General features: G+C 40.6%; 11 protein-coding genes and 1 pseudogene. 6 read left to right on the top strand and 6 right to left on the bottom strand.

Annotation, left to right across the window (positions count from 1 at the left end):
* Positions 1-21: 21 nt before the first annotated feature.
* Positions 22-1,281, top strand: a complete 1,260-nt coding sequence (locus AC6CHI_RS03045) for an OmpP1/FadL family transporter (RefSeq protein ID WP_498119364.1) — start codon at positions 22-24, stop codon at positions 1,279-1,281.
* 174 nt (positions 1,282-1,455) lie between these two features.
* On the opposite strand, the gene AC6CHI_RS03040 is transcribed toward AC6CHI_RS03045, so the two are convergent.
* Complete coding sequence (locus AC6CHI_RS03040; RefSeq protein ID WP_498119363.1) at positions 1,456-3,678, bottom strand: TonB-dependent siderophore receptor; 2,223 nt, start codon at positions 3,676-3,678, stop codon at positions 1,456-1,458.
* 430 nt (positions 3,679-4,108) lie between these two features.
* Positions 4,109-6,292 carry a TonB-dependent siderophore receptor gene (locus AC6CHI_RS03035; protein WP_498119362.1) on the bottom strand — a complete coding sequence of 728 codons (2,184 nt, stop codon included), beginning with the start codon at positions 6,290-6,292 and terminating at the stop codon, positions 4,109-4,111.
* 385 nt (positions 6,293-6,677) lie between these two features.
* Between AC6CHI_RS03035 and AC6CHI_RS03030 the strand changes: the two are divergent.
* Both AC6CHI_RS03030 and AC6CHI_RS03025 read left to right on the top strand, forming a co-directional pair.
* A pseudogene (locus tag AC6CHI_RS03030) lies at positions 6,678-7,505 on the top strand (galactarate dehydratase); the annotation flags it as partial.
* A 60-nt stretch (positions 7,506-7,565) separates the two neighbouring features.
* A complete protein-coding gene (locus tag AC6CHI_RS03025; protein ID WP_498119361.1) occupies positions 7,566-8,471 on the top strand; it encodes a DMT family transporter in 906 nt (301 codons plus the stop codon).
* Positions 8,472-8,554: 83 nt separating this feature from the next.
* Here the strand turns inward: AC6CHI_RS03025 and AC6CHI_RS03020 are convergent, their stop codons facing one another.
* Positions 8,555-9,478 (bottom strand): 2-hydroxyacid dehydrogenase, encoded by a 924-nt coding sequence (locus AC6CHI_RS03020; RefSeq protein ID WP_498119360.1) that lies wholly within the window; start codon positions 9,476-9,478, stop codon positions 8,555-8,557.
* Between the two features lie 742 nt (positions 9,479-10,220).
* On the opposite strand from AC6CHI_RS03020, the gene AC6CHI_RS03015 reads away from it, so the two are divergent.
* Together AC6CHI_RS03015 and AC6CHI_RS03010 are read left to right on the top strand one after the other, a co-directional pair.
* Positions 10,221-10,820, top strand: coding sequence for a TetR/AcrR family transcriptional regulator (locus AC6CHI_RS03015; RefSeq protein WP_498119359.1), 600 nt, complete (start codon positions 10,221-10,223; stop codon positions 10,818-10,820).
* Between the two features lie 123 nt (positions 10,821-10,943).
* Positions 10,944-11,246 carry a monooxygenase gene (locus AC6CHI_RS03010; protein ID WP_498119358.1) on the top strand — a complete coding sequence of 101 codons (303 nt, stop codon included), beginning with the start codon at positions 10,944-10,946 and terminating at the stop codon, positions 11,244-11,246.
* A gap of 19 nt (positions 11,247-11,265) precedes the next feature.
* Here the strand turns inward: AC6CHI_RS03010 and AC6CHI_RS03005 are convergent, their stop codons facing one another.
* On the bottom strand, positions 11,266-11,508 hold the full coding sequence (locus AC6CHI_RS03005) for an FmdB family zinc ribbon protein (protein ID WP_458890597.1): 243 nt from the start codon (positions 11,506-11,508) through the stop codon (positions 11,266-11,268).
* A gap of 301 nt (positions 11,509-11,809) precedes the next feature.
* Here AC6CHI_RS03005 and AC6CHI_RS03000 point away from each other — a divergent pair, with 301 nt between their 5' ends.
* Positions 11,810-12,001 carry a hypothetical protein gene (locus AC6CHI_RS03000; protein ID WP_498119357.1) on the top strand — a complete coding sequence of 64 codons (192 nt, stop codon included), beginning with the start codon at positions 11,810-11,812 and terminating at the stop codon, positions 11,999-12,001.
* Here AC6CHI_RS03000 and AC6CHI_RS02995 read toward each other — a convergent pair.
* Together AC6CHI_RS02995 and AC6CHI_RS02990 are read right to left on the bottom strand one after the other, a co-directional pair.
* Entirely contained in the window at positions 11,985-12,617 is a 633-nt protein-coding gene (locus AC6CHI_RS02995) for a LysE family transporter (protein WP_458890599.1), read from the bottom strand. The genes AC6CHI_RS03000 and AC6CHI_RS02995 overlap by 17 nt on opposite strands.
* A 134-nt stretch (positions 12,618-12,751) precedes the next feature.
* On the bottom strand, positions 12,752-13,330 hold the full coding sequence (locus AC6CHI_RS02990) for an FxsA family protein (protein WP_458890600.1): 579 nt from the start codon (positions 13,328-13,330) through the stop codon (positions 12,752-12,754).
* Positions 13,331-13,458 lie beyond the last annotated feature (128 nt).

Here is a 13,458-nt window from a genome sequence, read left to right as displayed (position 1 = left end):
TTTTTATCAATCTATATTCTCATGAAATATCTTGCTTCTTTTATTTCAGTTGCAGTACTTGCGCCACTGTTTTCGACCTCTGCATTTGCGACAACGGGATATTTCATGCATGCATATAGCGTCAATTCTCAGGGAAATGCAGGAACTGCAATTGCCAATTTTCAGGACAGTTTAACCATTGCCAGTAATCCAGCAGGTTTAAGCTGGTTAGGTCAGCGTTTAGATACAGGGCTCACGATTTTCGCACCAGAACGTGAGTCGGAAATTTCGGGCAATCTGGCAGGGGCAAATGGGCATTATGATGCCAATAGCCGTAAATACTTCGTCATTCCAGAATTCGGCTATGCCCATCCAATTAATTCCCAATTCACTGCAGGTATCGCTGTCTATGGCAATGGTGGCATGAATACCCATTATAAAAATAATCCCTATGCTGTTTTCAATAACAGCGGCAGTGCGGGAATTTCTTTAACGCAAGCCTTTATCTCGCCTGCCTTGGCATGGAAATATACAGATCATCAATCTATTGCATTAGCCGCTAATATTTTATATCAACGTTTCAGCGCACAAGGCTTTAATGGCGATGTGTTCGGTGGGGTTTCAGAAAATGCCAATGCCATTAGCAACCGTGGTAATGATGAATCCTATGGTGTTGGGGCTCGTATTGGCTGGTCAATCAAACCCAATCAAGATCTGACAATTGGTGCAAGTTATTCCTCGAAAATTGATGCCAGCCGCTTTAAGAAATATGCAGGTCTATTTGCAGAACAGGGTGATTTCGATGTGCCTGAAAGCTATGGCATTGGTTTAAATTATCAGCTTACCCCAGCATTATCGCTTGCAACGGACTATTTACGCATTAACTATTCGGATGTAGATTCGGTCGGCAATGGGCTCGAACCGTTATTTGCTGGCAACAGATTTGGTACCGATCAAGGCCCCGGCTTTGGTTGGCACGATATCAATGTCTATAAAATTTCGACCACCTATCAAGCTACAGACAAACTCACCTTGCGCGCAGGCTATAGTTATAATGATCAACCCGTAGCCAATGATCAAACCTTCCTGAATATTCTCGCCCCTGGTGTAGTCCAGCAACATGTAAGTTTAGGGGCAACATGGAAAATTGATCAGCAGCAAAAAATTAGTCTGGCCTATACGCATGCATTAGAAGAAAGCGTAAAAGGACAAGGCTCAATTCCGGTCAATTTTGGTGGTGGTGAAGCAGATTTAAGTATGAGCCAAAACATTTTCGGCATTGCATACGGATTAGAATTTTAGCACTTCGTAAGCTCGTGTATAGCTCACAGCCCTATTGGCAAAGACAGTATGGCTTATTGGATTCATCTAAAAAATAGAGAGCATTACATAGCATTATCAGCAAACTAGTTTTTTTGAGCATAAAAAAAACTGCCTGTGTTCGATACAGGCAGTTTTAACTTTTGATTGCCTGACTTAGAAATTTACAGTCCAAGCAAACTGTGCCGTTCGTGGGGCACCAAGGAACAAGTAATCATCCCCGGAGAAGCTACCTGCATCACGCCAGTATTTTTTATTCAACAGGTTATCCACATTAAACCGTAGCGTATTCTCATAACCATAAGCTCGGAAGTTATAAGCTGCACCAGCATCAAAGACACTATAGCCAGACACTTTTACCGTACCGGCTTTGTTGGCATATTTGCTGCTGCTGTATTGCATGCCTGTCAACAAACGTAATCCTTGTACTTGTGGAACTTGATAGGACAAATGACTGGCAAAACGAACTTTCGGGACATTTTGCGTTTGATGGTTTTGATATTCAGCTGTAGCAATGTCCGTTAAACGTGAACGGGTTAATGCCAAACTCGAGGTCATATCTAAATTTGGCGTCAAACGTCCCTGCAAACCTAACTCTAAACCAATATTGTGTTTTTCACCTTCGGTCAGAAAGTAATTATCCGAGTTAACATATTGATTATCCTGTTTTAAATCAAATACGGCTGCAGTAAATAATAAGGCTTGCCATTGCTGTTTAATACCAATCTCATACTGAGTAGAATGGACAGGGGCTAAAGTTACACCTGCATTACCCTCAATACCTTTATCTAAATTACCAAAAGCCAACCACGGCGCTTGCCCACCATCACTCAGTCCTTTGGCATAAGAAGCATAGACATGGGTCTGTTCCCAAGGCTGATACATGACTGCCAACTGAGGTAAAAAGCGATCTAGATTGGTTTGTCGAATAGTGTGACCATCCGCATTGTAGGCGTTTTCATCTAAATGCAGCAGTTTCCCACCCAGTAAAACCGACCATGCCGTATTAAAATCGATCTGATCCAATATATTTAAAGCCGTTTGCTGGCTATCTAGTGATTTATAATGATTCGCTAAATTTTTTTCAGAAGGAATATAGTTATCAGGGTCAATATAAATATTACCAGTAGATTGAGGTATTGTACTTGCAAGATCAAAGATAGCATCATATTGAGCACGGCGTTTATAGGTCTGAGACAAGTCCAAACTCAAATGATGCTGCCAAGAACCTGTAGCAAATGTTCCGTTCAGCCCTGCTTTAAACTGATTGGTGAGATAACTGTCATTTGGGCTACGGAACTCATAAATATCATAGTTGCCATTTTGGTCAAAGGTATTACCTAGACCTGTATATTCACAAACACTACTCCAAGAACAACCATATGGAAAAGCTGAATAATCATCTACCACCACACGACTTTGTGATGCTGAGAGCTTGCCTGTCCAATTGTCATTAAACTGATGAATCAAATTTAAACTGCTATTGAGACTTTCATTGGTCACAGGTTTGCCCCAACTTTGATAGCCGAGCAAACGATCCCATTCCACCCCAGTCGGTACAGTTTGACCATCTAATAATTGATAACCGGGCACAGAGCGTTGACGCTGACGCTGTGATTCAATATCAAATTCAAGTTTTGAACGATCTGAGATTTTCCAGTCTAAAGCTAAAGCCCCAAACAGGCGCTGACCATCGGCATGATCCACATAGGGATGCATTTCTTCTTTAGCTAAATTCATACGATAGCCAAACTGCTGCTCGTGCCCAAAGAAACCACCCAAGTCAGTTACAACACGGTGGCCACCATGGCTATCACCTTCCACGGTTATAGCGCGAATGTCTTGGGGACGTTTAGTCACATAGTTGACCACACCTGCCGGGGTAGACATCCCACTTTGAATCGCACTGATTCCCTTTAAAATTTCGACCTGTTCTTTATTTTCCAGCGCGACATTTTGTTCACCCCGCAATAAGTGACCATTCAATAAATAGCTAGAACCAGCATTTAAACTAAAGCCACGCATGACAAAATTAGAATAATAACCAATGGGTGCATAGCCATCGCCTACAGCCGCATCATTTTTCACGACATCTGATAGGGTTTTTGCATGTTGATCCGCAATACGCTCTGCCGTAATGATACTGATTGAAGCGGGAATTTCGGCCAAGTTCTGTTGGGTAAAACCTGTTAAATTAACTTTGGGTTGATAATAGCCCGATTGTGCTGCTTGAGCAGTCACGGTGATGGTTTCGAGTTGTGCTGTACCCTCTTCAGCTTCTGCATGTGCCAAAACTGAGCTCAGCCCTAAACATGAAAATGAACCTACTGCCAGTAATGCTTTTTGCAACCGCGATATTGAAAATGGATACGTATTCACTGTGTTCGCCTAACCCCAAAAGATAATTTAACAGTCTAAAATTTCGGGCATGAGTATTCACAATTTTCTCGAATTGGACAAGTAGTTCTACAACTTATCTGAGTTTTTTTAAGCGAGGTGCTAGATAGGGCTACAAGGGAATACAGGACAGATGAGTTTGTGTATAAAATATTCTGACTATAAAACGTAATGTCCTAGCTTTTATTTCGTTGTAGTCAGAACCCAAATAGTAATAGCTCGAGAATTGAGTTTCTTCCAGCTAAACCCTGCGTAGACAGATTCAATATGAAAGTCCTTTAATTTTGCTAGCCTGCTCTGGCCTGTAGAAAAATCCCTACTCTGTGAGGTTATCAAGCAAGCTGCTGTTATCTAAACCCTCCATATTCTAAAAGAAGACCCTCAATGGATCTTCTGTTGTACTGACATAGGTTTAGAACTGATAGTGCATACTCAGAACTGCGTTACGCGGCGTCCCATAATTCATGCTGTTGGCGCCAATGCCCTCGTAATAGACTTCATCAAATAGATTATCCACATTCAGTTGGAGCTTGATCTTCGGGTCGAGCTGATAACCAAGCATAAGACTCGCCAACCAAACCTCATCCTGTTCGATACGGCTCGTACCCGTACCTGTATAAGTTTTACTGCGGTAATTTAAACCTGCGCCAGCACTCCACTGATCCAATTTATATTTCACAAACAGATTGGAGGTGGTACGCGCACTGGTCGTGGTGACTTTATTGCCATCGGCATCTTTCGCCTCAAAATTGGCAATACCAAAATTTACGCCCCAGTAATCATTAATTTCCCCATCCAGTTCAAACTCTACGCCTTTACTGACCACGCCATCCACCCCGCGATAAGCTTGTTCAGTCGTTTGCACCCCATTTTCAACCACATATCCCCCCGAAACTGCTTCGGCAAAGTTAGTTTGCTCTATTCGGAATGCTGAAAGTGCTGTATTTAAACGACCAGAGAAAAATTCACTCTTAATTCCCGTTTCATAATTCTTGCCCACAATCGGATCAAGATATTGCCCCGTCACATCTCTACGATTTTGGGGTTTAAACATATTGGTATAACTGGCATAGACGGAATGATCCTGCGCAAAATCATAAATCACGCCAAAATACGGAGTGAATTCGTGCTCAAATTCCCGATTCCCATTGCCATCTGAAGCTTCAAATTGCCAATCTGAAAGTCGTGCGCCCGCAACAATTTTCACGGGATCTAAAACTTGGAACTTCCCTGAAATATAAACCCCTTGTTGTGTAGTTTTATTCAGCGCCAAACTTTTTGGATTGGTGATTGGCGTTAATAACTGGGTATTCATATTGTTAAAATCCAGTTGGTTTGGGGTATTAATCATTAAATCCCCATCGGCGCCCTGAATCGTGCCATATTTATTTTTGACAATCTCAACCGTATTCCATGAACCACCGACCACAATTTCCTGCGGTCGCCCTGCAAGACTAAATGGTGCATTAATAAAAACATCAACATTATTTTCATCATTACGCACATCAGAGGAATAGACTGAAACAGCGCCTAAACTCTGATTGCTGGCTTTATCTACTTTGCCTGCCACATAGAGCAAAGCCGTGTCTTTATCATCTCGGCGGTAGGTATAAGCAACATTTAAATTCATATCGTTATACAGTTTCTGTTTTATTGAGGCGAAAACCGCTGAGGTATTTACATTCCAATAGGTCCAGTCCGAACTGACCGATAATGAGCGATCAAAATTAGTCAACGTCCCATCGTTATAAAATGCAGGTAATCCTCCCCAGCGAATCCCCTCGCGTTCTAATTGTTGGTATGTGGCTGCCAAAGACAAACTGGTGGCATCACTTAAATCGTAATCCAAAGCACCATAAACCACATTTCGCTCTTTGGAATAAAAATCCATAAATGAATCTTCTTGCGAATGCTTCACCAAAACTCGCCCACGCAAAGAACCATCCGCATTTAATGCACCAGAAAGATCGGCTGAACTAGAAAAATTATTCCAAGAGCCTGCCGAAGCCTCAATGTTTCCTGTTAATTCTGTGGCGTTGGCATGTTTACGAATAAAGTTCAAACCCATGGCAGGATTGCCCGCACCAGTCATTAATCCATTCGCCCCTTTCACCACTTCAACCCGATCAAAAATACCTAAGTCAAAATCGCCTTCAGCCAAAGACATGGTCGTCGGCAAACCATCAATCAGGTAATAATCAATTTGAAAACCACGTGCATAATAACTTTGACGCTCATCGGTACGTGTCGCGGTGACCCCCGTGACGTTCGCCATTAAATCTTGAAAGGACTCAATATTACGGTCATCCAAATATTCACGGGTATACACTTTCACCGCTTGCGGGGTTTCACGCAATGACAAATCGAGTTTAGTTGCTGTACTGCTGCTGTTCGCTGTATAACTCCTCGAGTTTTCAGTCACTGCACTTTTACTCTCAGCCTTTAAAGTAATTGTGCTTAGTTGTGATACTTGCTTTTGAGTTTCCGACTCTTGTTCGGTTTCCGCATAGGCAAAGCCTGTAGCACTGGATGCTAAAAAGATGATTTGCATTGCAAGATATAAGGGTTTGGGGGAAGACACAGTAAATTTATACATATCAGGATATTCACGAAAATTTAGAATTAAGATCTGAAAGGACTGATGTTTCGGATGCACTTTGCCCATGTGCTCGAGATATAAATATCTTCATGGACATCTCATTTTCAAAATGGATTCAGGAATATCACTTCCCTATAAAGCTTCTGTTTGAAATTGTGCTGACCAATCCATTGAAATAAAATACTAAAATATTTTAAACATAAATGATACTGATTATCGTTTTTATATTTATTATTGTTATTTATTTTACAAATAAGTAAATCAGATAAAGCACCTCGGACTCCATACACTGTAAAAGTCTAGTTATTCAGATAAAAGACCTCCAACAATTTAATGATAAAGCACTAGAAAAAATCAGGGACTGAACATCGACTAGAAATAAAATGGCTTCCAAAGCATGATTGACCATATTTTGGCAGTGGCAGAGCATCATTTGGAAAAACTCAATCTGCGTCAACGTGAAGAAGTGTGTGCTTCAAATCTCGTCGTGGGTATGCAATGTCGTGGCAGTGATGCATTTTCAGGTGAAACCTCTAACCCTGCTGTCGGTTTTGCATCGGACTTAATTATTCGTTGTGGCGGCACCGTGATGTTCTCAGAAGTAACCGAAGTCCGTGATGGCATCCATTTGCTCACGCCTCGTGCAGCCGATGAACAAGTCGCCAAAGATTTGATTCGTGAAATGCAATGGTATGATGACTACTTGGCAGCGGGCAAAGTTGACCGCAGTGCCAACACCACTCCTGGCAACAAAAAAGGCGGTTTGAACAATATTGTTGAAAAAGCCATGGGCTCCATTGCAAAATCGGGTAGCTCAGCAATTGTCGAGGTATTAGCCCCAGGGAAAGAGCCGACCAAGAAAGGGCTGATTTTTGCTGCGACGCCTTCTAGCGATTTTATCTGCGGTACATAGCAAATGGCCTCAGGTATTACCGTACAAGTCTTTACCACTGGGCGTGGTACACCGTATGGCTTAGCCGCTGTGCCTGTCATTAAAATGGCAAGCCGCAACACCATCGCAAACCGTTGGTATGACCTGATTGACATCAGTGCAGGTGACATTGCTATTGGCAAACGCAGTATCGAACAAGTCGGCTGGGAACTATTTGAACTCATTCTTCAGGTTGCCAGTGGCGAAAAGAAAACTTGGTCAGACCATTGGGGCATTCATAACTCATTGGCGGTGTTCAATCCAGCTCCAGTGACCTAAAATTGCGGGATGAACGCTTTTTTAGTTTTCATCTCCACCACACCACCACTGGATCCACTTATGTTGTCGAATACACTTAGCTCTACCAGTCCTGTAGCCAAAGCACTTCTCTGCCTAATGACTTCTGCTTTGCTATTTTCGATTATGGGAGTCTGTATTCGTTTTGCATCTGAAACTGTTGATAACCCGACCATTGTTTTCTTTAGAAATGCGGTCGGTCTGTTCATTTTTATCCCCATGCTGTTAAAGCATGGGTTAAATTTTATTAAAACCGATAAATTATGGATGCACACATGGCGCAGTGTGGTGGGTTTAGCAGCAATGTATGGTTTTTTCTATGCCATTGCCCATCTTAAACTCTCGAATGCCATGGTCTTTAGCTATTCATCACCCATTTTTATTCCATTAATTGCCTATTTCTTTCTGAAAGAAAGAATCAGTCGTAGCATGATCATTGCAGCGGCTGTGGGTTTAATTGGAGTATTGCTGGTCGCAAAACCAGATGAAGGCATGTTCAATGCCCTATCTTTTATTGGCTTAGGTGCCTGCTTTTTATCCGCTATGGCCTTTGTGACCGTTCGTGCTTTAACCAATACCGAGCCACCTGAACGTATTGTGTTTTATTTCTGCATTTTTGGCACACTGATTTCATCTATCCCTATGTATTGGCATTGGCGTGTTTTTAGTCTGAAAGAACTAGCACTCCTGATTACCGCAGGTCTTTTGGCGAATATCAGCCAAATTTTTATGTCTTATGCCTACAGTTTGGCACCTGCGGGTCAAATTGGCCCAATGAATTATATTGCGATTATATTTGCTGGAGTTTGGGGATTTGTTTTTTGGCATGAAATACCCGACCTACTCAGCATTGTAGGAATCTGTATTATTTTGACAGCTATTTTGGCGTGTAACCCCACTATTACGGCTAAATTCAAACAAGTATTTCATGCTAAATCGAAAATTTAGACATTCTATTATCTCGATCTGATCTTGTAAAAATACGCCAGTAGGACATCAAACCGCATGCCCTGCTCTTTTATAGCAATAACTTAATAACCACGGACTAGATCCACTTCATTGAGTAGACTTTTACCTGCCATTATCGATTGATCATTCTGCACAATTTGCTGAACCACCACATTCAAATCGGCATGTGAAGCAATATGTGGCGTCACCACGATATTGGGATGATGCCATAACGGGTTATCTGGGCTGAGAGGTTCATGTTCAAAGACATCAAGAATTGCACCGCGCAAATGCCCAGAATCCAATGCTGCAAACAAATCTGCCGCATTTAAATGTCCACCACGTCCTGTATTGATGATTGCAGCTCCCTGCGGCAACAAATCAAAGGTTTTGGCAGACAGAATATTCTGCGTTTCAGCAGTCAATGGCAGCAAGTTAATCAGCACTTGTGGATGCTGAATAAAGTCGACAAACTGCTCCTGACCTGCAAAAGTTTTTACCCCTGCGATAGTCTTGGCTGAATTCGACCAACCCACCACTGGGTAGCCCCTATCTCTGAGTTGCTCCGCGACATGATGGCCAATTTCGCCCAAGCCCATAATTCCGACACAAAATTCAGACGATGCTCTTTGCGGGAATTGTTGCCAAACTGCCTTTTGATTATTTTTAAGATAATGATCAAAATGACGCTGGAAATACAAAATCCCCCAAAGCAAATAATTCAGCATCGCTGATTTATGGCTTTCATCAACAATGCGACAGACTTTATATTTTCCATTTAAAGCATGAATATTTAAATGTTCAACCCCTGCAGCCATAGAATGGATCAACCCAAGCTTAGGTAAATGCATTAATTTATCTACACTGGGAAACCAGCACGCAGCCGTTGTAGCTTCTTGTGCTCTGATATCATCCATGCCGCAATAACTATCTGGCGGTGCATATTTTGCGAAAGCATCCCAAACTATTTGCTCAATTGCAGGAATCTCGGTTGCAATTACAATCATTCACTCACTCCTTGTTGATTATCCTAATTTCAAGTTTTAGTTTTGTGTCCTGCTACTTTTGACATGAAGGTGCATCAGTATTGCATTTCAATGCATAGCCGAAATTGCAATGTTCCGTCTCATCCCCGCTATGTTTAAACGTCCTCGCAGCAGAGAAATGAACCCACATGCGAATCATCTCGTCTTTGATTGTAAAAGATTGCTATGCTCCAATATGCGGCATAACTAACATTTCTGCTGTCCTGAAGGTTTTCGTTTTAATACTTGATTTTTTATTGAACTTTAAAACGCAGCCCCATATCAGCGTAGTTCAAGCATGCACCTATAGAAAACAAGCTATGCAAATGACTCCACAGAAAAGAAAAGCTCTTTGTAGATGAAGGTATTTTTCTAGCCAATTGCTTTCAAACGATTATCCGTGAACTTTCAATCAATATGCTGTAGTTTGTTTTGCTTGGAGCTGGAGATATTTATCTCGAATGATCATAATTGCTTGCAATTTGAATTGTAGTTTAACTTTACAAAGCCTTTTAAAATCATTATTTTGACCCAGTTGAAGATAGGTATCAAAATTTAGGTATCTCTCCCTAGCCTATCGCTTTTTTTGTTTAATCTTATATTAAACTGAGTTGTTTGTTGTTTTTATAGACATTTCTTCTACAATAGTTTAATTCTGAAAAATCAAAAGTTGCTATAGTCTTGTCACAAGTTCTTTTATAGTGATCTTATACGGAACATATGCATGAATTCAGAACGCCAACAAAATTTTCTTTTACGTAAAGAAAAAATCCTAGCAATGGCCGAGAAGCTATTACTTGATAATAATCAAGATATTACACTCGAAGAGCTTGCATCAGAACTAGATATTGCAAAAGGCACGATTTATAAGCATTTCGACAGTAAGAATCAACTGTACTTAGAACTGATTATTCTAAACGAAAAGCGTTTATTAGATATTTCTCATCAATACAATAAAGACATTAATACCTACGTATCTGAATACATGTTATATAACATGCTCAATTCCAACCGCACGATTCTGCTGCATGTGATTGAGGAACGTTTAACCAATAATGAACGTAAATTAAATAATTTATTTGATGAACTTTATAAAATTCGTGAAGCACGTATTTTAAGCATTAAAGATATTACTGAAACCTATCTCAAAAAAAGCAACAGTGCGATGTCTATTCGTGACTATCAGTCTTATGTCTGGACTGTAACTTATGGCGCCTGCTTACTCTTAAATTCAACGCATTATCAGAAATCGATTGGCTCGCGTGATCGCTTGATTAAACTTTATATTAATCAAGTCTTAATGACGCCGGATAAAGTCATCTAATTAAAAAAAGGAGATCTCAGCTGGTCTCCTTTTTTTTAAGCGCTTTAGCATATGCTCGATAAAAATATTCTATTTTTTTGATGTTATGATTATTTAAATGCTTCAATACTAAAAGGATTGGATATGCCTGTACTTTTACAAGTTGACTTCCCCACTCAAGGCCCTTTCGCAGAAGAAATGAAGCAAGCCTTTACCCCACTGGCAGAGAGTATTAATCAAGAAAAAGGCCTAATCTGGAAAATTTGGACTGAAAATGCTGACACTCAAGAAGCTGGTGGCATTTATGTTTTTGATACAGTCGAAAATGCCACCGCGTATTTAGATATGCATACCGCACGATTGCAAACTTTCGGCATCACTCACATTCGCAGTAAAATATTCCACGTCAATACCGAGCTTTCTAAGATCAATCATATTTCACTATAAATAAGCAGTCCTGAATTCTTCAGGGCTTCTTATCGGTTAGATGCAATGATTCAAGTATAGTCGGTTGTACAGGCGTACCAGATTGGTCATGTAAATAGACTTGTACGACTTTAAAGACAATCACGATGGCGAGACAAGTCGCAATACAGAAAATCCAGAAACCAAATGGGCTGCGGATATTGTGCGAGCCACAGTTCGGACATTCTTTAACGTCAGAATCAACCACCATGTCACAACAAGCACAATGATATTGGTACAGCATAGGTATGCTCCTATTTGACTGCAGTCGTTGTTTTTATTTTCACATTCCCCCAGCCTAGGAAATGTAATCTTCTTTCATGTTATGTGACTATTTGTAAATGTACAAGCAACATCATAGCGAAAAGTCGACCACCAAGTTCAAAAAGATCAAACCTACCCTCGTGGACTTTTTTGATTTTTATTTGCTAAAAAATCAGCATAAAGCCTGAGCAAGTGGATGGGACTCATTTTTCTGCATGCACGTCATCGGTGAGTTCATGTAATATGAAGCTTAGGATTCGTGGTTATCAAAAGGCGCATAGATGGTTCAATTAATTAAAAAAGGTGGTCTCCGGGAACGTGCCAACCGGAGCCGTAAATACCTTGGTTCAGAAAATACTGAAGCAACACTAAAACCGAACAGTTACACCCATACTGTTAAAAATGCTGAAACTGCCGCAAGCAGCTCAGCAGCTTCGACCAATTCAGAGACTGAAACTAAAACATCTGAATAGCGTCATACCAGAGCCATACTGCAAAAATCAGGAACAAAACTCCCGAAAAGATATCTATATAGTGCCCTGAACGTTGATAGAACGCTTTAATTTTCGGGGTAGACATAATAAACATGAACAGGCTAAACACTAAAAAGGTCTGTATTGGAATAATGACCGCCAATTGTGTTTTTAGATGCGTCTGTGCCGATGAACCTAAAGCTAAGGCAAAAACACTGCTAAAGTAGATTAAAGTTTTCGGGTTCGACAGATTGGTAAGTAAGCCCAATAAGAAATATTTCTGATTGCCATTCGGCATCGACAATGTCCCTTCCAATTGTGGACTTTGTGTCGAATTGAGTCCTTCTTTCAACATTCCCCACCCCATGCGGGCGAGAAAAAAACCACCAATCAACATCAACACTTGCTGAATCCATGGAAATTGCTGAACCAAGACCGTGAAACCCAGTAAGGTGAGTACAACCCACACGACAATCCCGATTGAAATGCCCAAAATGATTTTGAGTGTATTTAATCTGCTGGTCGATGCCGCACTTTTGGCAATCAATAAAACATCGGGGCCAGGCGTTAATTGTGCGACAAAATGCAAAGCACAAATGGTTAATAATAAAGACATCTTGTTATTAAGCGACTCAATTTTTAAAGTAGTTAATTATAATACTTGTTCAAATTTTTACTGTATATTTCACACATAAAAAAACCGAAGCTTTTAATTCACTTCGGTTTTTATTACAGCTTCAATTGATTTGATTATTTATTTACATCTTTCATTTCAATTTTTTTGGCTGCAGGCGTTACTTCACGGGCTTCACCATCAATCACACTTGAATCATGGTACTGACCACCTGACTGCTGGTTTTGCATATCCTGCATCTGACGCATTAAATCTGCAAATGGGTTCTGACCTTGAGCACCGCCCATGCCATTCATATCCCCCATCATGCCGCCCATCATTTTATTCATCATGGCTTGCTGGCGTTTCATCATGGTTTTCATTAACGCGGCTTGTAGCGCCTTTTGTACGGCTGGTATTAATAACAATACTGCAAATACGTCACTGATTAAGCCTGGAATTAACAACAAGAAACCTGCGAAAATTTTCGGTAAATTTCCAGTGAAAGCTGGATCCGCACTGATTTGTCCTGTTTGCATTTGTTGCATTTGCGGCATTATGCCCGCTGAATATTTACGAACAATATTCAGTCCCATAAAGAAGGCAGCTACAAACCAGAAAAAGACATACCACATGCTGCCGACGAGATCACCTACGCCAATCCAGACGAATACTTCTAGTATTAAGCCAGCTAGAACAATCAGAAATAATTTCATGAAAACTAATCAAATCTCTAAAATAAAATTAAACGTCATCATCTTAAAGGTCAGCCAATATGCCTTTTTTTTGATGTCTGAAGTAATGTATATGGGCTTTTTTCACTTTTTAAAGTGTTTAAAGCAAA

This window comes from Acinetobacter sp. GQ146, assembly GCF_059758585.1.
Note: the sequence above shows the minus strand (reverse complement) of the source record. Positions and strands in the feature narration are given on the sequence as shown.

What these genes read in the sequence shown, in the direction of transcription:
- AC6CHI_RS03025 (WP_498119361.1), top strand. Translation starts at nt 7,566, where the DNA reads ATGTTGTCGAATACACTTAGCTCTACCAGTCCTGTAGCCAAAGCACTT.
- AC6CHI_RS03045 (WP_498119364.1), top strand. Translation starts at nt 22, where the DNA reads ATGAAATATCTTGCTTCTTTTATTTCAGTTGCAGTACTTGCGCCACTG.
- AC6CHI_RS03035 (WP_498119362.1), bottom strand. Translation starts at nt 6,292, where the DNA reads ATGTATAAATTTACTGTGTCTTCCCCCAAACCCTTATATCTTGCAATG.
- AC6CHI_RS02995 (WP_458890599.1), bottom strand. Translation starts at nt 12,617, where the DNA reads ATGTCTTTATTATTAACCATTTGTGCTTTGCATTTTGTCGCACAATTA.
- AC6CHI_RS02990 (WP_458890600.1), bottom strand. Translation starts at nt 13,330, where the DNA reads ATGAAATTATTTCTGATTGTTCTAGCTGGCTTAATACTAGAAGTATTC.
- AC6CHI_RS03000 (WP_498119357.1), top strand. Translation starts at nt 11,810, where the DNA reads ATGGTTCAATTAATTAAAAAAGGTGGTCTCCGGGAACGTGCCAACCGG.
- AC6CHI_RS03020 (WP_498119360.1), bottom strand. Translation starts at nt 9,478, where the DNA reads ATGATTGTAATTGCAACCGAGATTCCTGCAATTGAGCAAATAGTTTGG.
- AC6CHI_RS03005 (WP_458890597.1), bottom strand. Translation starts at nt 11,508, where the DNA reads ATGCTGTACCAATATCATTGTGCTTGTTGTGACATGGTGGTTGATTCT.
- AC6CHI_RS03015 (WP_498119359.1), top strand. Translation starts at nt 10,221, where the DNA reads ATGAATTCAGAACGCCAACAAAATTTTCTTTTACGTAAAGAAAAAATC.
- AC6CHI_RS03010 (WP_498119358.1), top strand. Translation starts at nt 10,944, where the DNA reads ATGCCTGTACTTTTACAAGTTGACTTCCCCACTCAAGGCCCTTTCGCA.